24 protein-coding genes are annotated in these 25,798 nt (G+C 45.8%); 17 read left to right on the top strand and 7 right to left on the bottom strand.

Annotated features, from left to right (window positions below; all coding sequences use genetic code 11):
* Positions 1 to 59 precede the first annotated feature (59 nt).
* Together J2Z28_RS02695 and J2Z28_RS02690 are read left to right on the top strand one after the other, a co-directional pair.
* The gene (locus tag J2Z28_RS02695; protein ID WP_211081095.1) at positions 60 to 779 is read left to right on the top strand and encodes a M23 family metallopeptidase; all 720 of its coding nucleotides are present in this window, start codon (positions 60 to 62) and stop codon (positions 777 to 779) included.
* A gap of 150 nt (positions 780 to 929) precedes the next feature.
* Positions 930 to 1,070 carry a hypothetical protein gene (locus J2Z28_RS02690; RefSeq protein ID WP_017689533.1) on the top strand — a complete coding sequence of 47 codons (141 nt, stop codon included), beginning with the start codon at positions 930 to 932 and terminating at the stop codon, positions 1,068 to 1,070.
* A gap of 160 nt (positions 1,071 to 1,230) precedes the next feature.
* Here J2Z28_RS02690 and J2Z28_RS02685 read toward each other — a convergent pair whose 3' ends face one another.
* Entirely contained in the window at positions 1,231 to 2,280 is a 1,050-nt protein-coding gene (locus J2Z28_RS02685) for an HD-GYP domain-containing protein (RefSeq protein ID WP_074094355.1), read from the bottom strand.
* Positions 2,281 to 2,404: 124 nt separating this feature from the next.
* Complete coding sequence (locus J2Z28_RS02680; RefSeq protein WP_211081094.1) at positions 2,405 to 3,151, bottom strand: molybdenum cofactor biosynthesis protein; 747 nt, start codon at positions 3,149 to 3,151, stop codon at positions 2,405 to 2,407.
* Between the two features lie 120 nt (positions 3,152 to 3,271).
* Here J2Z28_RS02680 and J2Z28_RS02675 point away from each other — a divergent pair, with 120 nt between their 5' ends.
* From J2Z28_RS02675 to J2Z28_RS02640, 8 genes are all read left to right on the top strand, one after another.
* Entirely contained in the window at positions 3,272 to 4,702 is a 1,431-nt protein-coding gene (locus J2Z28_RS02675) for a bifunctional metallophosphatase/5'-nucleotidase (protein WP_211081093.1), read from the top strand.
* A gap of 73 nt (positions 4,703 to 4,775) precedes the next feature.
* Complete coding sequence (locus tag J2Z28_RS02670; protein ID WP_211081092.1) at positions 4,776 to 5,897, top strand: HD-GYP domain-containing protein; 1,122 nt, start codon at positions 4,776 to 4,778, stop codon at positions 5,895 to 5,897.
* Between the two features lie 220 nt (positions 5,898 to 6,117).
* Positions 6,118 to 7,254, top strand: a complete 1,137-nt coding sequence (gene yfkAB / locus J2Z28_RS02665) for a radical SAM/CxCxxxxC motif protein YfkAB (protein WP_101313331.1) — start codon at positions 6,118 to 6,120, stop codon at positions 7,252 to 7,254.
* 46 nt (positions 7,255 to 7,300) lie between these two features.
* On the top strand, positions 7,301 to 8,653 hold the full coding sequence (locus J2Z28_RS02660) for a hemolysin family protein (RefSeq protein WP_211081091.1): 1,353 nt from the start codon (positions 7,301 to 7,303) through the stop codon (positions 8,651 to 8,653).
* Positions 8,654 to 8,941: 288 nt separating this feature from the next.
* A complete protein-coding gene (locus J2Z28_RS02655) occupies positions 8,942 to 9,181 on the top strand; it encodes a spore coat associated protein CotJA (RefSeq protein WP_017689526.1) in 240 nt (79 codons plus the stop codon).
* Entirely contained in the window at positions 9,171 to 9,446 is a 276-nt protein-coding gene (locus tag J2Z28_RS02650; RefSeq protein ID WP_017689525.1) for a spore coat protein CotJB, read from the top strand. The genes J2Z28_RS02655 and J2Z28_RS02650 overlap by 11 nt, the downstream gene beginning before the upstream one ends.
* Before the next feature lie 101 nt (positions 9,447 to 9,547).
* A complete protein-coding gene (locus J2Z28_RS02645; protein ID WP_017689524.1) occupies positions 9,548 to 10,117 on the top strand; it encodes a manganese catalase family protein in 570 nt (189 codons plus the stop codon).
* A gap of 192 nt (positions 10,118 to 10,309) precedes the next feature.
* The gene (locus tag J2Z28_RS02640) at positions 10,310 to 10,618 is read left to right on the top strand and encodes a hypothetical protein (protein WP_211081089.1); all 309 of its coding nucleotides are present in this window, start codon (positions 10,310 to 10,312) and stop codon (positions 10,616 to 10,618) included.
* A gap of 275 nt (positions 10,619 to 10,893) precedes the next feature.
* On the opposite strand, the gene J2Z28_RS02635 is transcribed toward J2Z28_RS02640, so the two are convergent.
* The 4 genes from J2Z28_RS02635 to J2Z28_RS02620 all read right to left on the bottom strand — a co-directional run bounded on the left by J2Z28_RS02635 (position 10,894) and on the right by J2Z28_RS02620 (position 14,491).
* A complete protein-coding gene (locus J2Z28_RS02635; RefSeq protein WP_211081088.1) occupies positions 10,894 to 11,886 on the bottom strand; it encodes a 3-oxoacyl-[acyl-carrier-protein] synthase III C-terminal domain-containing protein in 993 nt (330 codons plus the stop codon).
* Positions 11,887 to 11,940: 54 nt separating this feature from the next.
* Positions 11,941 to 12,291, bottom strand: a complete 351-nt coding sequence (locus tag J2Z28_RS02630; protein ID WP_211081087.1) for a hypothetical protein — start codon at positions 12,289 to 12,291, stop codon at positions 11,941 to 11,943.
* 187 nt (positions 12,292 to 12,478) lie between these two features.
* Complete coding sequence (locus J2Z28_RS02625) at positions 12,479 to 12,847, bottom strand: carboxymuconolactone decarboxylase family protein (RefSeq protein WP_211081086.1); 369 nt, start codon at positions 12,845 to 12,847, stop codon at positions 12,479 to 12,481.
* Between the two features lie 12 nt (positions 12,848 to 12,859).
* Positions 12,860 to 14,491 carry a thiamine pyrophosphate-binding protein gene (locus J2Z28_RS02620; protein WP_211081085.1) on the bottom strand — a complete coding sequence of 544 codons (1,632 nt, stop codon included), beginning with the start codon at positions 14,489 to 14,491 and terminating at the stop codon, positions 12,860 to 12,862.
* Between the two features lie 411 nt (positions 14,492 to 14,902).
* Between J2Z28_RS02620 and J2Z28_RS02615 the strand changes: the two genes are divergently transcribed.
* A complete protein-coding gene (locus J2Z28_RS02615; RefSeq protein ID WP_211081084.1) occupies positions 14,903 to 15,874 on the top strand; it encodes a Gfo/Idh/MocA family protein in 972 nt (323 codons plus the stop codon).
* Positions 15,875 to 16,053: 179 nt separating this feature from the next.
* Here J2Z28_RS02615 and J2Z28_RS02610 read toward each other — a convergent pair whose 3' ends face one another.
* Complete coding sequence (locus J2Z28_RS02610) at positions 16,054 to 17,772, bottom strand: methyl-accepting chemotaxis protein (protein ID WP_211081083.1); 1,719 nt, start codon at positions 17,770 to 17,772, stop codon at positions 16,054 to 16,056.
* A 294-nt stretch (positions 17,773 to 18,066) separates the two neighbouring features.
* On the opposite strand from J2Z28_RS02610, the gene J2Z28_RS02605 reads away from it, so the two are divergent.
* From J2Z28_RS02605 to J2Z28_RS02580, 6 genes are all read left to right on the top strand, one after another.
* The gene (locus tag J2Z28_RS02605; protein WP_211081082.1) at positions 18,067 to 18,753 is read left to right on the top strand and encodes an HAD family hydrolase; all 687 of its coding nucleotides are present in this window, start codon (positions 18,067 to 18,069) and stop codon (positions 18,751 to 18,753) included.
* A gap of 206 nt (positions 18,754 to 18,959) precedes the next feature.
* On the top strand, positions 18,960 to 19,850 hold the full coding sequence (locus J2Z28_RS02600) for a carbohydrate ABC transporter permease (protein ID WP_017689516.1): 891 nt from the start codon (positions 18,960 to 18,962) through the stop codon (positions 19,848 to 19,850).
* Between the two features lie 22 nt (positions 19,851 to 19,872).
* Positions 19,873 to 20,742, top strand: a complete 870-nt coding sequence (locus J2Z28_RS02595; protein WP_047842312.1) for a carbohydrate ABC transporter permease — start codon at positions 19,873 to 19,875, stop codon at positions 20,740 to 20,742.
* A gap of 14 nt (positions 20,743 to 20,756) precedes the next feature.
* Complete coding sequence (locus J2Z28_RS02590) at positions 20,757 to 22,598, top strand: sensor histidine kinase (protein ID WP_244988070.1); 1,842 nt, start codon at positions 20,757 to 20,759, stop codon at positions 22,596 to 22,598.
* Positions 22,599 to 22,609: 11 nt separating this feature from the next.
* Positions 22,610 to 24,214, top strand: coding sequence for a helix-turn-helix domain-containing protein (locus tag J2Z28_RS02585; protein WP_211081081.1), 1,605 nt, complete (start codon positions 22,610 to 22,612; stop codon positions 24,212 to 24,214).
* A gap of 133 nt (positions 24,215 to 24,347) precedes the next feature.
* Positions 24,348 to 25,745, top strand: a complete 1,398-nt coding sequence (locus J2Z28_RS02580) for an ABC transporter substrate-binding protein (RefSeq protein ID WP_211081080.1) — start codon at positions 24,348 to 24,350, stop codon at positions 25,743 to 25,745.
* The last annotated feature ends 53 nt before the right edge of the window (positions 25,746 to 25,798 follow it).

Below are 25,798 nucleotides of genomic sequence, written 5' to 3'. Positions count from 1 at the left end.
CAATAGCACAAGCCATTTCATAGATTTAAGCATTTAATGATAGAAAAGGATGTGAGTGTATGAGCGTGAACCCTTTCGAGGGATATCGGATTACAAGTTCATTCGGCTATCGAATTCATCCCATTCATGGTGGACAGACGTTTCACCGCGGAATTGATCTCGTGAAAGAGCCATGGAATGGTCCCGTCTACGCTTTTATGGAGGGTAGGGTATGTTTTGCTTCCGAAGGAGTTACAGGCTCCGGATTCGGCGGTTACGGGCTTACAGTTGCCCTTCAAGATCATCGTGGCTACTTGCATTGTTATGCTCACCTTTCGCGGATTGCCGTAACCGTTGGGCAGCGGGTGAAGGGAGGGCAGCTTATCGGGAATCAGGGAAGCACGGGTCAGAGTACTGGCCCGCATGTACATTATGAGATTCGTAAAACAAGTGCGCCATCTTACGGGTACACAGCCAGCGAAGATGGTGTGACGGAACCAGGTGCATATCTACAGGCCGAATACGGAACTGCATCTAAGGAACAGGAGGCTCCGCCGATGACCAATGAGCAGAAGAAAGTGTTTGAAGCCATGCAGAAAACGCTGGAGATTCAAGGGGGATGGATTCAGCAACAGGAGCAACTTTCTAATATGGATTGTCCCGCATGGGCGCAGCAAGCATTTGATTATTATCGACCGTTTATCATGAACGACAAAGGCAGTTATGAATTTTGGAGATTACTTGTTATCATGTACCGCAAGGAAAAAGGCATCCAGGTTCATTCGGGCTCCGATATATAGATCCCTGCAAAGAACAGGGAGTAGCAAAAGGCTGATCCGCTCAGGTAGATGCAGGCAGACAACCATTTATCGAATGTTGCCTATTCGCCCGGTTCATTCCACTGGAAACGTCATATGTTAGGGTATACCTGATGAAGAGGAGGCAATCACATGAGCGAAGTAGGATATGGCTGTGGTGGCAACGTAGGCGGAGTAGGCGGCGTTGGCGGATACAATATGTTCACAAACACTGGTGCAATCTTGGTACTGTTCATTCTGTTGGTTATCATCACAAAAGCATTCTGTGTGTAATCCAACATGATCGAATCGGAATAGACAAAAGGGAAGCCGATTACGGCTTCCCTTTTGTCATATGCCAACCTATGAGTTGGTTATTCGAGCTAATGTTTAGTTCTTCGTATGCATGCTGCTGCGTGCTGTGTAAAAATGAACCTAATGACTTGTTGCATGCTTACTGTACATAAATTTCAACGATAGCAATATCTCTTTCTTTCGCTAAATCGATAAAGGCCGTAGAGGTCTGAACGAGTGGTCGGAAATAATCCGCAGGATTATTCATGACAATGAGTCCCGTCTGACCCGTGGTGAGCAGAACCCTTTTACCGATGAAATTAGGCAGCATGTGCTTGATCAGTTCCTGCGTTGCTTCAGCATTTAACTGACCAAAGCTGAGGCTGTACAGCTCACACAGAACAGAGATCAGTTCCTGTTTGGTCTGGTACACCCGATTCGTCGTCATGGCGCTGTAAACGTCTGCTACAGCCGTTATACGGGCATATGGGTGGATCTCGTCTCCTCGCAGTCCATGAGGATAACCACTTCCATCCTCGCGCTCATGATGCTGAAGTGCTACCGTTGCCAGAATTTCATCCTGTGTGGATTCTTTAATGATATCGTACCCATAGAATGTGTGCTTCTTCATTTCGTCAAATTCTTCCGTGGTCAATTTACCAGGTTTATGTAACATTTCAGAAGGAATCTTGGACTTGCCGATATCATGAAGATATCCCGCTTTGGCTACCGTTAGACATTCCTCGGGGTTGTAACCCATCCAGCCGGCGATATAAAAAGCGAGCATTCCGACTTGCAATGAATGGTTGTACGTATAATCGCTATCCCCGTCCAGCATAAGCAACAAGGAGACAACATCTTTTTGTTTTTCCAACTGTTCTGTTAGGGTAAACAAAATCTCATCGACCTGTGTCTCATCAATAAAACCCTTCTCCATCGCTTGTTGAAATAGAGATTCAGTACCTTTGATCGTATCGTTAAACAAGTTAGTTAACAGACGGGTTTGATCGGAAGGTAAGGTTTGTGCATCAGAGTGTAGGTCGGATGGTGTGTGTTCTACATCTGCGTACTCGATTCCATGTTGCAACAGTTTGGATAGGTCATCTTCACTGAGGGTGGAACCTTTCATCAGCATGTGGAGACCCGAACTGTTGTATACATCATTTTGTAACAGGTCACCCGGTTTAAGATCAGTAACATGCACTCTCACGTATAAACCACCTTTTCTCGACTAATATCGACACATATAATTATAATAACAAGAAAAAAATGGGTTGACAACGACTTATTTACTATTAACCCACTCTGTCTAAAAAGGTGTAAAGGCTCATTGTTTAGTTCTCCATGGGGTTCCATGGTCCTAATTGATGTCCCTTCCATTCAGATCCATCTTCCCAAATTTCCTTTTTCCAGATCGGAACGGTCTGTTTGAGTCTCTCTATGGCGTAACGGCTTGCATCATAACAGTCATTGCGATGAGGTGAAGAAACGGCAATGACGACACTAATCTCTGCCACATCCACTTTGCCGATTCGGTGACTGATTGCGCATAACACACCAGGCCAGCGATCGGAGATTTCCACACCAATGGCCGCCATCTGAGAAAGAGCCATCGGCACATAGGCCTCGTATTCAAGATGAACGGTGCGCTGTTCACCGGTCATTTCACGAGTCGTACCTACAAAAGTAAGAGCTGCCCCGTGATTCGGGGTAATCACTAGTGCCGTTGTTGCTTCCACGGACAAGGTGGACTCTGTGATCAGAAATAAGCCATCTTCAGTCCGATGCTCTCGAACGGGAAAACGAAGCTTTTCATCGGATATATCCGTACCATCGCCTCCAGAGACGGGAGGGATCAACGCAAGTTCATCTTCTGAGCTAAGTATATTATCGGCAGGAGCGTACTGCTGGTTAACTGCCAAAAAGGATGTCCTTATCTGAGAAGCTGCCTCTGGGTAGGCCAGACTCAGTTTTTCTTTTAAATCGGCAGCGGTTGGAATGTCTCCAATGTACTCAAACTCCAGAAGGGATGTATTTAAACGTTCTGCAATACCTGCAAATAGTTGAATTGTCAATTTCATAGATATGACTCACCTCTTTTTGATCTCTAAACCCTATAAATATATCATAACGACGCGGAAAATGTTATGCTTATCCATTAGAAGAATGAACGTTTATTAAAGAGCAGGGGAGGCGGTGTGATGAGCACCAGGGAGAAGCAAACGTTAACGATTCTGCACACCAATGACATTCATAGCCAATTCGGCTCCATGAGCACCATCGCCGCTATGATCAATGAGGAACGTGACCAGGGCGGCAACTTCCTTGTATTGGATATCGGCGATCATATGGACCGGATGGCCGTTGAAACAGAGGGAACAATGGGTACGGCTAATGTTGATGTTATTAACCTGACGGGCTACGATGCCATTACAATCGGTAACAACGAAGGACTAACCTTTACGCCAGATCAGCTCTCGCAGTCCTACGCTGGACTTCTGTGTCCTGTGGTATGCGGCAATGTTGTGGAGCAAGATACTGGACTTGCGCCAGTGTGGATGAAACCTTCTCTGATTGTGGAGAAAGGTCCATTTCGCGTTGGTCTGCTGGGGGCAACGGCCCCTTTTACCACGTTTTACGAATTGCTCGGGTGGGATGTTCTGGACCCCGTGGAGTCATTAAGAGCTCAAGTGGAAGCATTACGTGATGAAGTGGATGTGGTGGTTATTCTTTCACATCTGGGGCTTTCGACAGATCGGAGACTGGCAGAGCAGATTACTGGAATTGATGTTATTCTCGGTGGACATACCCATCATGTTCTCGAAGAACCCTTAGTCATTGGTCAGACCGTGCTGGGTGCAGCTGGAAAATTTGGCCAATGGCTTGGGAAAGTGGTTCTGGAACGAACAAGTGTGGGAGAACCTCTCCAACTGGTAAGTAGCGGTTGTATGGCTGCCAAGAGCATATTACTGGATGATCAGGTCGCGCTGGCAATCGCTACGAATCGTACGGAGGCCGAAAGGACACTCAATCAGACGGCAGTGATAACGGATCGGGTACTGCCCATCGCGTATGACCGGGAATCCCCGTTTGCAACATTGCTTGCACAAGCTGTTCGTCATTTCACGGGGGCCCAGCTGTCCCTGGTGAATGCAGGTCAGCTTCTCGGAGAGCTTCCACAAGGTAATATTACAAAAGGAATGTTGCATTCCCTATGTCCATCTCCTATAAATGCTTGTACAATATGCTTGAGTGGAAGTCATATTCGTGAAGCACTTGAGCAGTCCTTGTTGGACGAGTTTTCAGGTAAGCCCATTGTAGGATTTGGTTTTCGTGGTCATATTCTAGGCACGTTATGTATGGACGGAATGGAAGTTCAATACAATCCAGATGCGCCAGCCTATGAGAAGATCCAGACCATATCCATCAATGGGGAGCCTATGGACGAACAATGTGAGTATATCGTTGGCACACTGGACATGTTTACGTTCAATGTGGGATATCCTCCTCTTGCTCATGGAACCCGTACGCTCTATCATCTTCCGGAATTCATACGCGATTTGCTGGAAACGGAAATAAAACGACCAGGGGCTCTGGACAACAGCCTGCGAGCCCGCTGGCATCAAAGCTAAATTTAAAGTACTTGCCTTCTGCTGAAGCGGCGGCTAGTGGTAATTACATCTACGGAGCGGGAGAGGATAGGCTGTGCGTTTAGTACATATAAACTTATTGCAGCCTGGCATGAAGCTGGGGAAACGTATTTATAGTGAAGAAGGCCTTGTATTACTTAGTGAGGATGTAGAGCTAACCAGTCGATTGATTGGACGCCTTAAGGATCTCGGAGTCGGTTATGTGTATATTAAAGATGCTGCGACAGAGGACATCATCGTTCCTGAAATGTTGCAGGAAGAGACCCGAAGGAAAGCACTGGTCGAGATTAAACAGCAATTTCAGAGCATGTCAGGACTGAAAACCAAAAATCAGATTCCTCATTTCGGTAAAGCGCTTAGTGGTGTGATGAATGCGATTCTGGAAGACATCGGCAGTCAGAAGGAAGCCATGATTATGCTGATGGACATGAACTCCAGTGATTTTGACCTGTATAACCATTCTCTGAATGTATGTGTGTACACACTGGTTCTTGGTGTCGCTTCGGGTTACACACGCCAGCAATTAATGGAGATTGGTCTGGGCGCTTTGTTGCATGATATCGGCAAAACACAGATTGCGCCAGAAATTTTGCATAAACCCTCCAGATTGAGTGACGAGGAATTCAAAATCATTCAGCAGCACACTACATATGGACACCGTATTCTCAAAGATGAACCAGGTATACCGCTTCTATCCGCGCATTGTGCATTGCAGCACCATGAACGAATTGATGGCAGTGGATATCCCTTTGGTTTGAAAGACAAGGAAATTCATGAATATGCCAAATGGATTGCGCTTGCTGATTCGTATGATGCCATGACGACGAATCGGGTGTACAAGCGAGCTTTGCTGCCGCATCAGGCAGTAGAGGTGTTGTATACGGGTTCAGGAACCCTCTATGAACAATGGATGCTGGAGAAGTTCAGGGATTGTGTCGCGATATACCCAGTAGGTATTTCAGTCAAGCTCAGTACAGGAGAGGTTGGGGTAGTTGCATCAATTCATTCACGTGTTCCTCAACGTCCGCTTATCCGTGTTCTAAAAGATGCGGACGGCCAGACTTTATCTTCGCCTTATGAGATTAACCTGCTGACAGCTCTGTCTGTGATGATCACAGGTGTAGAGGGTGTGGAGGATACACCTTCAGCGGCTCAAAGTGAACAGGTGGAAAGCTGAACTACTTGAAAGATAATTAGCGCTCATGTCGTAATATCCGGGCCGTTTCGTAATTCGGTTCAGAGTTGCCTGAGCGTTTTTTGTCATGTAATGGACAGGGTCTACGTATGCCGGAGCATTCAAAATTGTGCTATGATAAAAGATAACTCCAAAAAGAGAAACACAAGGTATGATGTAAATAAAACTTTTTAGGTTAATAAAAGGAATAAGGTGAAGAACAATGACCATGCTAAACTCAGGATCGGTACAACCGATGCCTTTATCGCCAACGAATGATCCGTGGGATCCGATCGGCTCTCTGCGTACATATGGACGTCATGTGCTGACCAGTGTAGAAATGACCGTGACACATCTGTGCAATATGAGGTGTGAGCATTGTGCCGTGGGAGATATGCTTACGATGCGTGAGGCGCCGGCTCTTCCGCTCCCTCTGATGCTGAAACGATTGGATGAAGTGGAGCATCTGCAGACGATTAGTCTGACGGGTGGCGAGCCAAGCTTTAGCCAGAAAACAGTGGATGAGATGATTATCCCGCTGCTCAAATATGCCAAGGAACGTGGAATTCGTTCCCAGATCAATTCAAATTTAACGCTGGATATCAGCCGGTATGAGCAACTTTTACCTTATCTGGATGTTATGCATATCTCATTCAACTATCTGAATGCTGACGATTTCCATCAAGTTGGATTTGCGAATAGTGGCAGACCTGTGAAACGTGAAGTAGCGGTGAAGATGTATGAGAAAATGATTGAAAATTCACGCAAACTGAGTGAAGCAGGCATGTTTATCTCTGCGGAGTCGATGATTAACTTCCGTACGCACGACAAGCTGGATGGTATTCACCAATTGATTCGTGAGATGGGCTGTGTCCGTCATGAAGTGCATCCGATGTATAATTCGAACTTTGCTTCGTCACTGCCGGTCTTATCACTAGACCATATGAGAGCAGCGATTCATCGTTTGCTTGATGCACGTGACAAAGATATGTGGATGTTATTCGGGACCCTGCCATTCTTCGCGTGCAGTGCAGCAGAGCAGGATCGGGAACTGATCAACCGTTTATACAGCGAACCAAATGTGACGGTACGTAACGATCCGGACGGACGTAATCGCGTTAACGTCAACATGTTCACGGGTAATGTGTATGTGACGGATTTTGCGGATATCCCGGAATTTGGCAACATTCGTGATCGTAAACTGGATGATGTGTTCCATGAATGGTCGGCTGAACATCCGTTGAATCAAACGGTCAATTGCCATTGCGATATTGCATCCTGTTGCGGACCAAATCTGCTGGTGGCAGATATGTACTACAAGGGTGTGGATTTCAAATCTAGAAAGGCAATCACACGTTGATATTCCAGGTGTATTCCTGAAATAGATAGAAAAGGGGAGTTTCAACTTGGATATTCATACCGAATTTCATCTTGGGCAGCTGGTATTTAATCTGGTCTGTGTGTTTTTGCTCGTATTTTTGAATGGCGTATTTGTCGCAGCAGAGTTTTCCCTTGTGAAAGTAAGACAGACACGCTTAACTCAATTGCAGAGTGAAGGAAATCGTATGGCTGGTTATGCACTGAAGGTGAATAGTAAACTGGATTCCTATCTATCGGCAACTCAGTTCGGGATTACGCTGACATCGCTTGGACTCGGGTGGTTGGGAGAACCAGCCATCTCTGAATTGCTCGTTGAGCCACTCATGTTTAAGCTCGGTGTAGGAGATACAGGGCTTATTTCGACCGTGTCGGTCATTATCGGTTTCTGTATCATTACGTTTCTGCATATTGTGCTGGGTGAGCTTGCGCCTAAATCGTTGGCAATTCAAAAAACAGACGGAGTGGCATTGTTTTTATCTGCGCCCTTGCTGTTGTTCTACAAAATCTTCTTCCCGTTCATCTGGGTACTGAATGTATCGGCCAATGCATTGCTGCGTCTGGCGGGTATCGAACCTGCCAGTGAAGGCGAAGCTCACTCGGAAGATGAACTTCGTATTCTGATGAAGCAGAGTGCCAAAAGTGGTGTCATCGATAAAGATGAGATAAAACTGATGGACAACATCTTTGATTTCTCCGATATGCTGGCACGTGAAGTGATGCTGCCACGTACAGACATGGATTGTCTTTACACGCATATGTCTTTGGAAGAGAACCTGGAGATCATTAATGCAACCAAACATTCCCGGTATCCCGTAGCCGTAGAAGACAAGGATGAGATCATTGGATTTATACACATCACCGATCTGCTCTTGGCTAAACCGGAGCAAAAACATGATCTGGCTTCACTTGTTCGTCCAATCTTAAACGTTCCTGAATCGATGGAAATCAGTCATGTGCTGCGTCTGATGCAGAAGAAACATTCTCAGATGACGCTGGTTGTGGATGAATATGGTGGTACAGCTGGATTGTTGACTGCGGAAGAAATTCTGGAAGAGATCGTTGGAGACTTGTATGACGAGTTTGAGGATGAGCGTCCGCATATGGAACGCAGTGGGGATTCCTTTTCCGTTGATGGTCGTTCGCTTATTGAAGAAGTTCATAAGTGGACTGGAGCCATCATTGAGGATGAAGAAGTGGATACCATCGGCGGATGGTTGTTTAAAGAGCTTGGGGGCAATCCATCCAAGGGGAAAACGCAGGAGCTGAATGGGTACGTTTTTGAAGTGGAAGAATCGACTCGCTTGCGAATTACCCGGGTTCGAGTGTACAAGCAATCTGTCCCTCAAGACATGAATGCGGAAGAAAATCCAGCAGAATAGAACTCGTTGCAGGAGCAAGATAAGACGAGCAAAAGTATGAAATGACGCAGATTACGAAGATCTGCCAGGATATAAGACCTTTGGAAGTTACCTGAAAGGGGAACGAACCGAAGGTCTTTTTTTATTTTGAAGAAGAATTTAAAGAAGAATTTGGAGAAATTCTGCATAGTTGAAACGAATTTCGGATTAACTTTGGAGACAGCGTCATATGGTTATAGAGACGAGAAACTGGAAGGACTTCAGTAATATTCAGTTGCACCAACAATGTGTTATAGGAGGCGTTGTTCTGTGAAAGATCCGCAACTTCGTGCTTACGCCCCTTTTGTGGGGCCGTTTGATCCTTGTCCGCCTGTAGAGATTCGAACGTATCTGGTTCCTCCGCAATTATTTATTCCATTTCAGCCTATGGGCTGGCCACAGTACAGTCCGGCAGAAGCATTAAGAGTGGGAACGTTGTGGCCTGCATTATACAGCCCTTATACACCAGCAAGATCGAAGGGAAGGAAGGTGGATGTGGATGGAACCTGAAGTACCGAAACCCTGTGACCCTAAATACTACGAATTGCTTGAAGAACTTCAGGCGCTGGATTTCGTGTTAGTGGAACTTAATCTGTACCTGGACACCCATCCGGGAGACTTCCAAAGCATTGAGCAGTACAACAAGTTCAGTCAGGAGCGAATGCGGGTAGCCCATGAATTTCAGCAGTTGTATGGACCGTTGATGAACTTTGGTCATGCGTTCTCCAAGTATCCGTGGGAATGGTCTCAGACACCTTGGCCATGGCAAGTGTGACAACAGCAGCAGCCTCGGGTTTCCTTGCAAGACTATAAAGTTCGGGGAGCTCGGGGGCTGAAGAAGGGGCATATTTGATAACGTAGAGGGAGGCGTCTGGCATGTGGGTGTATGAGAAAAAACTGCAATACCCCGTAAGGGTTAGTAAATGTGATCCTCATATGGCGAAATTGCTGGCGGAGCAATACGGGGGAGCGGATGGGGAACTGGCGGCGGCACTGCGGTATTTAAACCAGCGATATACGATTCCGGACAAAATTATCGGGCTATTGACGGACATAGGCACAGAGGAATTTGCGCACCTCGAAATGATCGCTACCATGATCTACAAGCTGACGAAGGACGCTTCGGTGGAACAGTTGCAAGAAGCGGGACTTGGGCCGAACTATGCGCAGCGTGACTCTGCCTTGTTTTATACGAATTCCTCCGGTGTACCCTTTACAGCAGCTTATATCGCTTCAAAGGGTGATCCGATTGCGGATCTGTACGAGGACATTGCAGCAGAAGAGAAAGCCCGGGCTACATATCAATGGTTGATCGACCTGACCGATGACGTGGATCTGCAGGACAGTCTGAAGTTTCTAAGGGAACGCGAGATTGTGCATTCCTTGCGTTTTCGGGAGGCTGTAGAGATCCTGAAAGACGATCGGGAGACAAAGAAAATTTTCTGAACGGTTGGTATAAAGCAGAAGTCTGGCAGTCCGAAAGGGCTGCTTTTTGCTTTGAAAAGATAGTATTATTAAATAATTAATTTTAAATTAAAATTACACATAATTATATATTTTACAAATATTGTTGTTAAATCCACTTACATATTATACAATGAACTTGTAGTAAAAAAATCTATTTAGGAGATGATCATTTTGAGACTTAGTAAAGTTCTTATTTTGACTGCATGTTCCTTTATTCTGACCACTTCCATTTCAAGTGGAGGCGTGTCTGCGGCAACTATTCAACCGAATACCAGTACTAGTGTATCAGACGTAGTAACTCCTATGCTTGAAAGTAAAACTTTTTCTGTAGTGCATTATTACCCTGTAGGTTTTGGAGTACCAAAATATCTTACGGACTATAAAACGCCAGATGGCTATGTAGGAACTTTGGTGTTGGTTAGTTATCATACTGTGGATGGAATTGTTGCTGCAAGATACGAAGGGACCGTTTACAGATAATCAGAAATGGTAGATTAAACCTTCTAGTATTTAGATTCTTATAACAACGCATTTATTATAAATTTGAAAGTAGCAGTTCCAAGATTAAATAATTTTGGACTGCTACTGTTTACTTTTAAATCATAGTTTTTGTGTAATAATATGTAAGTGACTATTTTCACAATATAAGGTAATAAATCTTCAATGAACGTTATAGGTAGAAACTGTAGAAACAAAAAACCATCCCCAGTAGTGGTACCAGGGATGGTTTTATTGGATTTTATTGAAGTGTTTACCTAATATTCAACTACTATGGCAACATTTTGCCACCCGGCTCCAACGGTCCAGAACAACACTTTGTCACCACGCTGAATCTGACCGGTTGTAACCGCTCGATGTAATGCAATGAACGGACTGCTGGTTGAAGTATATCCGAACTCATCTCCGATATAGACGGCAATGTCATCACCAATGCCGACGTTCTCGGATACAGCCCGAATGTTACTAATGGATAGCTGGGAGAAGCAGGCGGCTTTGATCTCGTCTGGTCCAATCTCGTTGCGAGTCAGCAGGGTACGAATGGACTCGGAAGCGGCATCCACACAGATGGAATCATCAAATGGGATGAATTTCACATGAAAGGCACCCGCATCTACACCCGTTTTGCCCAGCTTTGCCAAGCCTTGTGCAGGAAAAAGAGAATTACCATACACACAGGTATCCGTCTGATAGATGGAATCAATGAAACCGACAGCATGTTCATCCCGCTCTACAATAACCGCCGCTGCTGCATCACCGAAATTGGCGAAGTATACGGGATCATCGGGACTGGCGTGAGGAGCCACGTAATCCGAGCCGATGATTAATGCCCGGCGAATTCGAGGATTGCCCAGCATCTGCCGGCTAACCTGTTCGAAAGCAGCGGTCATGCCAGCACAGTTGGCGTTACTGTCAATACAGATCGTATGAGAAGCTCCGTTAATCAGGCGATGAATCATTAAGGAATTCGTAGGAAAGATGTATTCTGGCGTTTGGCTTGCATAAGCAATCAGATCAATATCTGCACCGGTGAGTCCGGTTTTCTCCAGTAGGTTACTGGCTGCCTCATAGGCCATGCTTAGTGAATTTTCGTCATCGTTGTCAATTTTATAACGTGTATCACGACCAAGTGCCTGTAACAATCCACGAATATCTACACCTCTTGCATCAAAATGTTCAATATAAAAATCATTGTGCACCTTGGTTGCAGGATGATAGATATCGATATCTACAATACGAATTCCGGCCATCTTCATTCTCCTCTTGAGCGGAAGGGTGAATTCACAGCTTGTCCGCCTGGTTTATTAAGTGGTAACGGTAGATATGATTTCGAGATTGTCCATGCCAACAGACCGACCAAGTCGGGACAATTGCATTTTTAGAATCGCGTTGTTCTCGAGGGTCAACACGATTTTTTTATATTCATCTTTTTTGAACATTTGAAGGCAGCCTTCCAGAAGAGGAACAATCTCCGGCGCAGTAACATTCAACTTTTTGCAATCGATGTTCAGGTCATACTCCTTGGTGTTAAGAGGAGCGATCGTATCCTGATAGGCCGAGATGGAACGCAAACCGTCTTCTTGAGAGAAAGAACCCTCCAGTTCAATGTTTAGCACCTTGTTTGGAACGTCAGTCTTCAGAATGAAATTTCCCATGCTTGATCTCTCTCCTTTAAATGAGTTAAGGCTATCCTGCTAATGGATACACAGCCCCATAGGACCTCTGCTGAAAGCTTCTAAGATGAGAGCTGGTTCGAAGGATAATTTAACCATATTATAAAGGTAGGAATGTAAAAAGATCAATAAAAAAGTCGAATCATGTATAAAAATGTAGAAAAGTGAATTACTGTATTTCTTCCAAGGTGGCAAGCAAAATATTAAATGCACTTATAATGCGTGGAGCACCCACACATGGCGCCAGATGTAGCAATATTCCCTTGAGCTGATCCACCGTCACTCCCATGCTTAGAGCCATCGTGTAATGTACGCCCAATTGTTCATACTGTCCTTGGGTGATCAACGAAGAGATGATAGCAACTTCCTTCCATTGATCCGTAATCGTAGTGCGCTGAAAAATATCCCCGTATGCCGTACCCATAATAAATTCCGACAATTCGGGAAAATGTTCTTTGATGGGTGCGAGGGCTCTTGCGCCGTACTCACCAGAAAGTTTCGCAAAACGGTCTAGTCCCTGAGCTACATGTTCACTCATGATATGCTCCTCCTAATTCAAATTTACGGTGCGGTGAGCCGTGGGTGGAATCTCATCTCGATCGGTCAGAAGCTCAATAACAGTTACTTGATTCAACGTCTGGGCTGTGTTCAGCGCAGATGAGAATTCGGCAAGAGTTTCTGCTCGAAACGCAACCGCACCGAGAGATTCGGCAAATTTGGCAGCATCCATAGGAACTTCATATAACGTGCCATCAATTCTGCCTGTTGTTTTTTCCATTCCTTTGAGTGCCATGTCCAGTTGTTTGTTGTTAACGACAATGAAAATGACGTTCAGATTGTTGCATACCGCGGTATTGATCTCCGTCCCCAGCATCATGAAACATCCATCCCCGGTGATACATACAACGGTCTCTTCAGGTGAAGCGGCCTTTGCACCTATCGCCATACCAATGGCGTTCCCCATGCAGGCAAAGTATGCGTCAAACACAAAGCTGCCTGGTTTTTTGACTTTATATCGCTGGACCGCATGAAATCCATGGCTGCCATCATCGACAAACAGTTTATGATCGTACGGAAGCAGATTGCTCATTCCATCTAGCACAGAAGCCAGAGAAAGTTGGGGGAGATCTGGTAAAGGGACAGTGTAATCTATGGGTGCCGTGGTTCTCACAGGAGTAGGGAGGTCTTCTAATGTGCCCAGCAAATATTGCAGGTTGTCCTTCAAATCACCGGTGATATGTAAGGTTTGAGCGCTCAGAATCTTACCCACAAACGTAGGGTCAGCGTCAAATTGAATGAGGTGTGCCGGGTGATGTTCAGGCTTCAGATTGCAGAGGGTCATGTCACTCAGACGTGAACCGAGTACGATATAAAGGTCACTTTGGTTCAACATGTCGTCCGCATGCGGGAAACCTCCAACACCACAAGGTCCATGGTACAGGGGGTGGTCCCACGCAATCGCTCCTTTTCCACCAGGAGTAGTAATGACGGGAATGTTGAACGATTCGGCCAATTGAAGCAATTCATCATGGGCTCTGGCGCGACTTACACCTTTACCAGCAATAATTAAGGGACGGTTGGATTGTTGAATGAGAGGAAAAATGCGATTCAGATTAGATACGCTAAGCAGAGGTTCCGGTTCGGGAATGACAATCCGGCATTGGGATAACAATTCGGTCTGTACGTCAAAAGGAATACAGAGGTGAACAGGGCCTTTATTAGGGCCGAGTGCAATGGAAAGGGCATGATTCAGTAGTGTGCCGAAGTGATCTCCACGCTCAACCAGTTTGCTGAATAGCGTAGCAGGCCTGAACATTTCGGCCAGATCAGCCAGATAAGAAGAAGAATCCTGACACTGAGGGAGCCCCAGTTCCTGAATGGATTGATGACCCGTAATAAACAGTACAGGCAGATTGTTGGCCTTTGCATGGGCTGCTGCAGTAAGCAGATTGGTTCCGCCCGGACCGGATGTGGCAAAGGCAACGCCGAGTTTACCTGTCTGTAATGCATAACCGGATGCGGAAAAACCTGAGCTGGATTCATGACGGCCTGGAATGAACTCTAATCCGTAATCCACCATTTTCAGTACAGCAGGACAGATGGATTTACCAATAATACCAAAGACATGAGTAACGCCTAGATTACGCAGAGTTTCTGCTAAATAGTCCGCAACTGTTCTCATGCGGGACACCTCGCTTCATGAAATAGGTTATTAGAACCATACGCATATTCCATTTATTGAATGCAAGTTACAGTCTAAGGTTGTAAGAGGAAATATTCATTGTTATTAGGAAGAGTATCTTTTTTTGTGGTTTTTTGTCAACCTGTTTTTGTGAGTCTAAATTCCTGATTCTTAAGTTGGTAACGCTTTAAGTATTGCTGGATAAAGTAAAAATAATTGGTTATATATCCCTGCAACGAATTACCCAATCGCAACAAAGTTACAAATAATGTAAAATAATGACTGTAAATGATGATTTTCAGCCTCTATTAGCGACTTGAAAGCTAGAGGTTTATTTTTTTTCGTATCAACGCATCGCATTCGCAATTCTTTGCTTTCTGCTATACTGGAAAGGAATTGGGAGGGGATGGAATGACAGTCATCAAGATGGCTCTGATTGGGCTGGGTAAAATGGGACTACATATGGTTCATCTAATCGAGAATACCAAGATGGATACAAAGATTGAGATTGTAGCGGTGTGTGATGCGAATGAGGAAGGTTTGGCTTCTTTTGCAGCTTCTCATCGGGGAGTTAGGACGTATACGGATTACAAGCAATTGATGAATGAACATCAGATTGATCTGCTGTATATTGCAGTTCCGCCGAAATTTCATTATCCGGTTGTGATGGAAGCGCTGGAGCGCAAAATTCATGTGTTCTGCGAGAAACCGCTTGCCAATAGTGTAGAAGAAGCCAAAAAGATGCTGGATGCAGCAGAGCAGGCAGGCGTTGTTCATGCCATCCATTTTTCGATGCCGCATGAACCTTCCGTGCTGAAGTTGCAAGAGATGATTGAGCAGGGTACTGTGGGAGCAATTCGCAAAATAGATCTCATTTTGCAATTCCCGCAGTGGCCACGATCATGGCAACAGAATGCATGGATTACGAGCCGGGAACAGGGTGGATTTATTCTTGAAGTGGGAATTCACTGGATTCATATGATTCAAAAGGTGTTTGGTGCCATCCGGGTAGTGAGCACTCAGGTTCAATATCCTGAGAATGGAGACTGTGAACTAGAAGTACAGGCTGCAATGGAACTGGAAGACGGAACCCGAATTCAGCTGAACGGAATCTCTCAATTTGCGGGGGAAGAACGTGTATCCATGGTGGTGTACGGTACGAAGGGCACGATTGCCTTGGAAAATTGGGAAGAATTGAAGACGGGTCTGGTGGGGCAGCCACTGACTCCAGTAGAAGTGCTTGAATCCGCCAGTGAATTGCCGGTTCTTAAACATGTCATTGCCCGTATACAGGGTAACCCAGCTAAGATATATGATTTTAACGATGGGTATCAGGCACAATTGATACTGGAAGCGCTACGGAACACGGAACAATCGAGATAAGAAAAGGAGTGCTTAGGATTTTTCATATGAGGTGCCCGTTGCACCTTTTCCTGATTCAGCTCTCCTTAACACAAAGAAGCATCGCAGAGGCTCGGATGAGTCTGTCTGCGATGCTTTTTTCCTTTGATATATGCTCATGATACAGCTATTTAGATACTCGATCAGTATGTTGATTCAGTTCAAGCCAGCTTGAATTGCTTAACCAGCTGATCAAGTGCATCGGACATTTCATTCAACTGCTTGGACGTGTCAGACATTTCCTGCAGAGAAGCAAGTTGTTCCTCCGTCATCGCAGATACTTCTTCCGTGGCTGATGCAGTATCTTCCACAACAGCCGATACTTCATTAATGGACTTCATCACAGCCTCACTACCGGAAGTTAACTCCTCGACAACAGCAGATACCTCCAGAACTTCACCACTGAGGTTATGAATATGCTGAGTAATGGTTGAAAAAGCATTACCTGCATCCTCAATGGTCCGCAACCCTTCATTCACATGTAGAGTGCTCTCATCAACCACCTGCACCGTACTTTGAACACCAGCTACTACGGTTTCCAATATACTTGTAATCTCTTTGGCTGATGTTGCACTTTGGTCTGCAAGATTACGGATTTCCGCGGCAACGACAGCGAAGCCGCGTCCATTTTCCCCAGCGCGGGCAGCTTCGATTCCGGCGTTAAGTGCAAGCAGATTGGTTTGTCTCGCAATACCCGACATTGAATCTGCAATGTTGATCACTTGATCAGACATCTTCGAGATTTCATTGATGGCTTCCTGTACAGAGAGGAAGGATTGCTCAATGGAACTCATTTTACCTACAGCATTATCAATGCGCTGTTGCCCATCCACGGCAATGGATTCGGTACGAACTGCACGGCCTGCCACGTCACTTGCCGAGGAGGCGACACGATTAAGCCCATGGAGGGATTGCTGCATCGCAGCTACCATGGTTTGCGTAAGAGCAACCTGTTCATCAGCGCCTTCAGCGACGCGTTCCATGGCAGTGGCAACTTCTTTTCCTGCAAGATGGCTATCGGCAACCCCTTTATCCAATCGATCCGAAGCTGTGCTGAGAATCATGGCATTGCTCTGAACGTCCAGCATCATTTGCTGCAAACCAGTGAGCATTGTATTGGCCGCCTCCGCGAGTTCACGAGTTTCGTCTTTCATTGGCGTAGCGATTCTCAGTGTCAGGTCGCCATTGGAAGAACCGATGTCATTTAATGCCTGCTTTACGGTACGAATGTTTCTAACAATGGCACGTGACAGGACCAAAGCAGTGATGAACGAGATAATGGCCACAACGATAAGTGCCCCATACAGTTCCAAGTTCAGTATTGTGTTTTTTTGCTTCAGTGCTTCTGTACGGTTATCGGTTAACGTATGCTCGTTGGTTCGAAACGTATCGAGAGCAGTCCGAATCTGGTCCATGTCTCTTTTACCTGGATCATCTGCGAAAAAATCTCGAATGGCCTGTGTATTATTTGCTTGGCGAAGGGCGACCATAGGTTCACCAGCGACCTGGACCCAGTTCTCCATATTAGTATGTATGTCTTCCAAAAGTGCAAGTTGAGCCGGATTATCCGAAATTAAAGTAGCAAGTTCATCTCTGAGTGTAATAAGTTGCGCTTTTCCTTGGGTGTAGGGATCGAGATAATTGTCCTGACCCGTGATGATGTAACCGCGTTGACCTGTTTCCATATCTACCATGTTTCTTTCGAGTTCATAGGTGAGGGCATGTACCCGCATATCGTGATCGACCAGAAAATCCAGTTCCCGTTGGAGCTGACTTGTGCTGTTCTGAATCAGCAGGATGCAACCAGCCAGTACAGCCAGTACGAGTAAATATCCTAATCCGATCTTATAAAAAATCTTAAAGGTCTTTCGCTTTTTCATGTTTGTTAATCCTCTCTATGGGGTATATGTAGTTGTCGAAAAAACTGGAAATGTGATAATTGTAGGTCTTTAGATTAGGTGTCTAAAGCACTATTTTTTAGTATTATACGTAAAGAAACTTCTTTTGTATATAGTTTGTTTAACTACAATATAATGTTTGGTTGGTGTTGTATAAGGTTGGGGTTGATGATGTTTTACAATCGTTGGTTTACACGTTCAAACGTTATGTTTATCATGGGAAGGGAACGATTCCAATTACATATACAATATCCCAATCCGAAAGGAACATTGGACATGAATAAAGAGAAGGTATTGCTCAAACCGGAAGCGATGATTTTTGACATGGATGGTACGCTGTTCCAGACAGAGACCCTGTTGTTGCCAGCTTACCAGCAACTATTTGATACATTGCGTGCCGAAGGGCATTTTGAAGGAGAAACTCCACCCGAGGAACGGATGCTGGGAAGTTTGGGCATGTTGCTCGAAGATATATGGAAAGTGGTTATGCCTGAGGCGTCGGAAGCGGCACATCGCCGTGCAGACGAACTGTTGCTTCAACTGGAGATTGAGGGGCTTGATCAAGGAAGTTCCCAATTGTATCCTGGGGTGAAAGAAACGCTGCAAGCATTAAAACAACAAGGAGTGCGTCTTTTTGTCGCAAGTAACGGGCTGGAGGACTATGTGAAGGGTGTGGCGTTTGCACACGAGATTATGCCTTTATTTGAAGGGGTATACAGTGCAGGCCAGTACAAGACTCCCTCCAAGATTAATCTGGTGCAGATCCTGCTTGAGAAACATCGTATTCAGGACGCATGGATGGTAGGGGATCGCTCTTCTGATGTGGAAGCGGGTAAAATGAACGGTCAGGCGGTCATCGGCTGTGCCTATGCCGGGTTCGGACGTGATGAGGAGCTTGCAGGCTCAGATGTGCTCATCTCTGATTTTACAGAACTGCTGCGTCTATATAATGAAGCGGAGTAGCCTCTACGCTGCATACGTATACTGAGATTTAAGATTACGAACTGCAAGATATGAACCTGTAGACTCAACGGAAATTCGTTGGATACAGGTTTTTTTTGTTTGGTCATGCAGTCACATTCTCCCCTGTAGAAAGTTGATTTCCCTATCCCGCTTTCCTCCGTATTCCCTCTATACTTCATTCAAAAGCTATAGGGGGTCCGATTCTGGTGAAACCATCCAAAATACATGCCTATATGTTCATCTTTCCAAGTCTTTTTTTAACTGTTGTATTCGGGATCTATCCTCTGTTATGGGCGCTGCGTTACATGTTCTATGATTATCAAGGCATCGGGACGCCTGTCTTCATCGGGCTTGACAATTTTGGACGTATTTTGCGTGACGGGCAATTCTGGGATTCTGTAGGTAACACGGGTGTGTATGCCCTGGGCAAACTCGTCGTTACGATTCCACTGTCGTTAACTTTGGCGATTATTCTGAATCGCAAATGGAGAGGGCGATCCCTCTTTAGGGCGATCTATTATCTTCCCACTATTTTTAGCGCTTCGGTCATGGCGATTGTATTTTTTATTATTTTCAACTCTTATAATGGAATATTGAACCAATTGTTGCTTAAGTATCATGTGATCTCCGAACCGATCGGCTGGCTGGGGGCTGAACATGCCATGTTAACAACCATTATCATCGCCATCTGGGGGGCTGTGGGTAACTATATGTTGTTGTTCATTGCGGGTCTTCAGAGCATTCCTGAAGAGTTATATGAGGCGGCGTCGCTGGATGGAGCAAGTGAGTTTCAGAAACTGCGGAATGTAACGATTCCGTTGCTGGGTCCTGTCTTGCAGATGATCATCATGCTGGCAATTACCACGGCGTTGAAAGGTTACGAGAGTATTATGGTGCTGACCGAAGGGGGGCCGTATGGCAAAACAGAGGTGATGTATCTGTATTTGTTCAAACTGTTGTTTCCCGTGTCGGCTGACACCCAATCACTCCAGCAGCTCGGTTATGGCAGTGCAGTCGGTTTCACAACGGCTCTCATCGTAGGGGCTGTGACGCTCATTTATTTCCGGATATCCAAAAAGCTCAATGATGTCTATTAATCCCTATCAGGAGGAAACGATGATGACTCAAAACGTACTTGCGCCCTCAGGGTCTCCCCAACTCATTCGCTGGACCAAACGAACGGTACTTTGGCTGTTTTTGATCGCAATCGCTCTGCTGTCGCTGTTCCCCATCATACTTGTATTGCTCGGTTCCTTCAAAACGAACCAGGAATTGACCGGAGGAGCTACCATCTGGCCGAAGATTTGGCAGTTCTCCAACTATGCTCAGGCTTGGAAAAGCGCCAATTTTTCGGGTTTTACGATGAACAGCGTGTTTGTTAGCATCAGTACAACAGTTGGCACACTGCTGGTAGCTTCGATGTCAGCCTACGCTGTGGATCGAGTGAATTTCAAAGGGAAAAAGGGGTACACCCTGCTCATGGCATCCACTCTGTTTATTTCCATAGGCGCGGTTGTGCTGCGTCCGCAATTTGACCTCATGGTCAAGCTGGGGCTGAATACCACGTTGTGGGGCGTTATTATTATATTGATCAGCGCACACGCTGCCACATACTTTATTCTGATTGGTTTCTTCAAGAGCATCCCGCGCGAACTGGATGAAGCGGCGATGATTGATGGCTGTAATTTCTTCACCACATACTGGCGAATTATTCTTCCGCTCCTGCGCCCCGGACTCGCCGTTGCAGGTCTGGGTGTATTCCAGAGTTCATGGAATGAATATATTCTCCCTTTTGTGTTCACCATGAGCAATCCGGACTTGCAGACTTTGCCGGTTGGGCTAGCTAATCTGCGATATGGCATCGGAGCTGCGGCTGAGGTCCAACTGATGATGGCCGGAGCCTGTCTGTCCATTTTGCCGCTGCTCATCGTTTATATTTTTGCCAACAAATCATTCATGCAGGTGACCTTGGGAGCTGTGAAAGGATAGGCGTGAGCACAATCATGGAAACGGTTTTACGGGTTATTCCACTGTGCTATACTCATTTTAATTCACAGCGGACGGGCCAAGCCGTGTTCAAGGAGCGAGCGCCGATGATATTCGACTTTTATAAAATGTCCCTGAAAAAAAGAATACAGTTGCTGTACATTTTTCTCGTTGTTTTATGCATCAGTGTGACCGGGATATGCTCTTATCTCTTTGCTGCACGAAGCATTGAGCAGAATGCACTTGAACTGAAACAAAGCATTCTGAACAAATCAGTGCAGGTTATGGATGAACATCTGAGGCACATTGTTGTATCCTCTTTTTCTTTTATGCTCAATGAAACGTTCACCCAGGTCATGAAGGACGTGGGAAAAAATAACACATCTCATTATTATCAGAATCTCTCGCTGCTGCAAACATCATTTGCTCAATTGAAGCTCGTAGAGCCACTGATTGATACCGCATATCTGACAACACCCATCGGTGATTTTTTCTCGACCAAAGATTTTCCGAATCGCAATAACTCATTCGACAGGGAATACGGACGCTACGTGAAGCTGCAAGGCTGGAATACGATGTGGTTTGGTTCACATCAGAGTCAGTTATTCCAATCCCAAGGAAATGTGTTATCTCTGTTGCTCAAACCCATTGTGATCGATAATCATACCTATTCGAATGTATATATGGTCGTCAATATGAAGGAAGAGGCGATGCGAGACATCCTGTCGCAGGATCTCATGAATAACCAGATTCAACTGTTTTTGCTGCACAAAAACGGAAATGAAGTCATCCGGCCCAGGTCCCGAAATTACGATTTCATTATGGAGCCGGACTTTACCCAACAGTTTAGCCGTGGCGATGCTGGGGATTTCACCTACAGGAACGATCAGGGGGAGGACATGCTTGTTAACTATTCGGCATTGTCGATGAACGAGGATTGGGTCATGGTAAGTGTACAGTCCAAGGCCGACTTGTTGTCCCCCCTCCAAAAGATACGCTGGCTGATCATCCTGATCATGTTGTTTTGTATTTTACTTGCACTCGGGTTGTCCAGGCTGCTGGCCTCCGCTCTGCTGAAGCCACTGAACAAACTGCGACGTCTGATGGTTGAGGTGGAGTCCAATGATCTGGATGTACGGTTTCGCAGCAAGTATGACGATGAAGTTAGCGCTGTAGGGCATCGTTTCAATCGGATGTTGGACCAGATTCAGATTCTGTTTGAAGAAGTAAGGACAACGGAGCAAGACAAACGACGGTTTGAAGTCAAGGCGCTTCAGGCACAGGTTGATCCGCATTTCCTCTACAATACGCTCAACACGATGTTCTGGAAAAGTGAGAGCGGAGAGAAGAAGGATGTAAGTGAGATGATCGTCTCTTTATCCTTGTTATTCCGTCTGGGACTGAATGATGGGAAAGACATCACCAGTGTGGAGCAGGAGATCAAACATGTCGAACAATACATGCAGCTTCAGCAAAAATGTTACGAGGATCTGTTCGTTTATCGGATTGAGGTGGGGGACCCCTCTTGTTACGCTGTTGATATTTTAAAAATATTACTTCAGCCCTTGGTCGAGAATTCCATCCTGCATGGATTCAAAGACAAAGAAGATTTGGGTGTTATCCTGATCCGCATTGATCGTCAGGGTGACACACTACGGCTGGAGGTGGCTGACAATGGATGTGGGATGGATGTAGCCAGCATCTATGCTGAGGATGCTCCTGATGGGGGACGCAAAGGTTATGCCTTATCCAATCTCCAGGGCAGATTAAGCCTGCACTATGGGGATGTGGCCTCGATTGTATTTCATAGCAGTATAGATGTAGGAACAACGGTTGTTATCACGATTCCGATCACCTGAGGAGGGGCAGTATGGGCCAATTGACGATGTGTGTTATGGATGATATCCAGGCAGTTGTAAAGGGCATATCTTCAACTATTCCGTGGGAAGATCATCAGGTTCGGATTGTAGGCACGGCGAGCAATGGAGAGCGCGGTTGGTCCTTGTTGCTGGAGCAGCAACCCGACATCGTGATTAGTGATATCAGGATGCCCAAGCTGAGCGGGCTGGAGCTAATGAAGCGGGCATTGGATGCCGGACTGCGAGCCAAATTTATTTTCATCAGTGGTTATTCGGATTTCCAATATGCACAGGAGGCCATCAAGCTGGGTGCATCCGATTATTTGCTCAAACCGTTTACCCCTGAAGAAATACTCGGTGCGGTGTTGAAGGTAAGACAGGTGATTAAGGAAGAACAGGCACAGTGCAAACAGCTGGAACAGCTGGAGCAGAAGGTGGAGAGTAGCAGCCAGTACGAGCGTCACAGCTATCTCCTGGGCTTGTTGCGTCATGAAATCGGGGGTTTCCTGAATGAAAGTCGCTGGAACGAGCTGCATATTGATCTCGATTCCTCCAATCTTATCGTCATGGTTATCGAGGTGGATGGTTATACGCGATATGGATACACGATGCATCTGGATGCCGAAATCGTTCCTTTTGCGGTCCAAAATATTGTGGGAGAAACCATAAACCGCTATACCAAGGGCGTTGTTTTACGGGAAAACCGATACCGGCTTGCAGCCATATTGAACACACCAAGCCACATAGATGTCTCCGAGCTACTGGAGCAATGCCGCCACAATGTGGAGCGATTCAGCAAAAAAACAGTCTCGATTGGTGTTGGTACGATTGCCCGCAGACCACAGGAAATCTGGACGTCCTACGCACATGCAGATCAGGCGATATCCTATCGTTTTTACAGTGAAGGAAATTGCATCCTCAAGTATGCTGAACTGGAGAATCAGGCCTGTGTGGCTCCGATATATCCTCTGGAGAAGGAGAAAGAGCTTTTTTACGCACTCAAATGTGGTAATGAGAGTACCTGTCACCGCATCATTGATGAAATTCTCGAAGAATGGCAGGTTTCCGAAGGTTTTCCCGAGCCGCTCACGATGATTCGTTTGCTGTCTGGACTGGCTTTTGCCATCTACCGTGCCTTTTGTGATGAGATTACAGCAGAGGAACGCTTGCGTCTGGAGGCCGACCTGACAGTGCTTGAGGCGATGCGCTCCTTGACGTTTGAGGGCTGGAGGGGATATATCAAACATTTTAGCAGTATGGGTTGCGAGATTATGGACAAAAAACGACTCACCGATGTCAAACAGGCGATTAGTAAAGCGCAGGAATATATCAGTCTTAATCTTGCAGAAAATCTGACGCTGCATGCCTGTGCCCAATCCGTACATTTAAGTCCAAGTTACTTTGCCAATGCCTTCAAAAAGGAAACGGGCATAACGCCGATTCAATATATAACTAAGATGAGGATGGAAAAAGCCAAAGAGTTGCTGGTTGCAGGTGTACAGGTGCAAGAGATCTGCCAGAGGCTGGGTTATGAGGACAGGCCTTATTTCAGCGGTTTGTTCAAGAAATATTGCGGCATGACGCCAACCTGCTTCCGGCAAATGTATGAGAATTGAAACCGATACGGATCGTCATTTTTCCCACCATGCAAAGTCAGAATGTCCCTCACCTCCATGAAAGCGTAGCGATTATCATTACGTTAACGGATAACCAAACGGGTTGTCCAGACAAGCATAAGGGGGCATATCAATGGTTAAAAAGTGGATGGTGACTACGCTAAGTGCATTGCTGGCGCTAAGCTTGGCAGGTTGTTCTGCTGACAGTGGTACTTCGGCAAATAGCGAATCGGGGACCAGCGGGGAGAATGCCGGAGGGAAAACCAAAATCATATATTGGACACCGGACCGCCATGATGCTGATTTTATGAAATCCAAGATCGATGAGTTTAACCAGACGAACAAGGACAACATTGAAGTGGAGATGACCGTGATGGGGGACAACTATCCACAGGCGGTCGATATTGCTTTTGCCAGCAAGCAGGCACCCGATGTGCTGCAAGTTAATGATTTTCAGACGTATTATCAGAAGGGGTATCTTGCCCCGATCGATGGATACATGAGTGATGAGATGAAGGCCGTATTTAAAGACAGCTTGATTGAAAATAAAAACACGATTGATGGAAAAATATATTCCCTCCCCAATACAGGGCAGGTCTGGCGGCTTGTGTATAACAAAGATATTTTCAAAAAGGCAGGGATCGAGAGTCCGCCAAAAACGCTGGCTGAGATGGTTGCGGATGCCAAAAAAATTACCGAAGTTGGTAAAAGTGAAGGCATCTATGGCTTTGCCAGCCCATTCAAGAGCAGCAGCGGCTTCTGGAGAGCAGCCAATACGATTGCAGGTGCAAGCAATAATGTTGGTATTGATGGTTACAACTACAAGACTGGTCAATTTGATTTTGGGATGTACAAGGATATCGCAATGGCGCTTCGTCAGATGAATCAGGATGGCAGCATGCTGCCAGGGGTTGAAAGTCTGGACATCGATCCACTCAGAGCCCAGTTTGCTCAAGGCAAAATCGGAATGTACATTAACCACTCCGGTGAACCAGGTGTATATAAAGATCAGTTTCCTACAAAAGAAAATTGGGCAGCCGCTCCTGTACCAACTAATGATGGAACGATCAAGGGCGCTTCACAAGTCATCGGGGGCTCCTACATCGGCATCAATGCAGATTCTGCCAACAAGGAAGCGGCATGGAAGTTTATGGAGTATGTGTACAGCACAGATCTTCAGAGTGAGTATTATGAAAAGGGATACGGAATCTCACTGATTCCTGCTGTACTAAGCTCTGACAAAAAACCAAGCATTCCGGGCATTGAAGGTTTCCTGCCCAAACGTTATGATGCCATTTTCCCGGCAAATCCAAGTGTGATGACCGAGAGTTCACTGGAAGGCACCAAATGGAGTGAGGCTTTTTCAATCTTTGTATTCACAGGTGGCGATCTCGATGCTGTGATCAAGGATCTGGATACAAGGTACAATGCAGCTCTGGAGAAAACCAAAGCGGCAGGGCTGACCAACATAACTGCTGATCCATCGTTTGATTCTTCCAAACTTCAGGGTAAATTGTCCACAGAAGACTAATAAATGTTCATAGCGGCCGTGGTTTAACCACTTCGGTCGCTTATTCACAAGGA

Source organism: Paenibacillus xylanexedens, assembly GCF_017874615.1.
In the GTDB taxonomy this organism is placed as follows: Bacteria; Bacillota; Bacilli; order Paenibacillales; family Paenibacillaceae; genus Paenibacillus; species Paenibacillus xylanexedens.
Note: the sequence above shows the minus strand (reverse complement) of the source record. Positions and strands in the feature narration are given on the sequence as shown.

Excerpts from the sequence above, each read along its gene's own strand:
- J2Z28_RS02610 (WP_211081083.1), bottom strand. The coding sequence starts at position 17,772 with ATGAAAAAGCGAAAGACCTTTAAGATTTTTTATAAGATCGGATTAGGA.
- J2Z28_RS02595 (WP_047842312.1), top strand. The coding sequence starts at position 19,873 with ATGACTCAAAACGTACTTGCGCCCTCAGGGTCTCCCCAACTCATTCGC.
- J2Z28_RS02690 (WP_017689533.1), top strand. The coding sequence starts at position 930 with ATGAGCGAAGTAGGATATGGCTGTGGTGGCAACGTAGGCGGAGTAGGC.
- J2Z28_RS02625 (WP_211081086.1), bottom strand. The coding sequence starts at position 12,847 with ATGAGTGAACATGTAGCTCAGGGACTAGACCGTTTTGCGAAACTTTCT.
- J2Z28_RS02580 (WP_211081080.1), top strand. The coding sequence starts at position 24,348 with ATGGTTAAAAAGTGGATGGTGACTACGCTAAGTGCATTGCTGGCGCTA.
- J2Z28_RS02605 (WP_211081082.1), top strand. The coding sequence starts at position 18,067 with ATGAATAAAGAGAAGGTATTGCTCAAACCGGAAGCGATGATTTTTGAC.
- J2Z28_RS02680 (WP_211081094.1), bottom strand. The coding sequence starts at position 3,151 with ATGAAATTGACAATTCAACTATTTGCAGGTATTGCAGAACGTTTAAAT.
- J2Z28_RS02635 (WP_211081088.1), bottom strand. The coding sequence starts at position 11,886 with ATGGCCGGAATTCGTATTGTAGATATCGATATCTATCATCCTGCAACC.
- J2Z28_RS02590 (WP_244988070.1), top strand. The coding sequence starts at position 20,757 with ATGGAAACGGTTTTACGGGTTATTCCACTGTGCTATACTCATTTTAAT.
- yfkAB (WP_101313331.1), top strand. The coding sequence starts at position 6,118 with ATGACCATGCTAAACTCAGGATCGGTACAACCGATGCCTTTATCGCCA.
- J2Z28_RS02695 (WP_211081095.1), top strand. The coding sequence starts at position 60 with ATGAGCGTGAACCCTTTCGAGGGATATCGGATTACAAGTTCATTCGGC.
- J2Z28_RS02675 (WP_211081093.1), top strand. The coding sequence starts at position 3,272 with ATGAGCACCAGGGAGAAGCAAACGTTAACGATTCTGCACACCAATGAC.
- J2Z28_RS02630 (WP_211081087.1), bottom strand. The coding sequence starts at position 12,291 with ATGGGAAATTTCATTCTGAAGACTGACGTTCCAAACAAGGTGCTAAAC.
- J2Z28_RS02615 (WP_211081084.1), top strand. The coding sequence starts at position 14,903 with ATGACAGTCATCAAGATGGCTCTGATTGGGCTGGGTAAAATGGGACTA.
- J2Z28_RS02650 (WP_017689525.1), top strand. The coding sequence starts at position 9,171 with ATGGAACCTGAAGTACCGAAACCCTGTGACCCTAAATACTACGAATTG.
- J2Z28_RS02585 (WP_211081081.1), top strand. The coding sequence starts at position 22,610 with ATGGGCCAATTGACGATGTGTGTTATGGATGATATCCAGGCAGTTGTA.
- J2Z28_RS02620 (WP_211081085.1), bottom strand. The coding sequence starts at position 14,491 with ATGAGAACAGTTGCGGACTATTTAGCAGAAACTCTGCGTAATCTAGGC.
- J2Z28_RS02645 (WP_017689524.1), top strand. The coding sequence starts at position 9,548 with ATGTGGGTGTATGAGAAAAAACTGCAATACCCCGTAAGGGTTAGTAAA.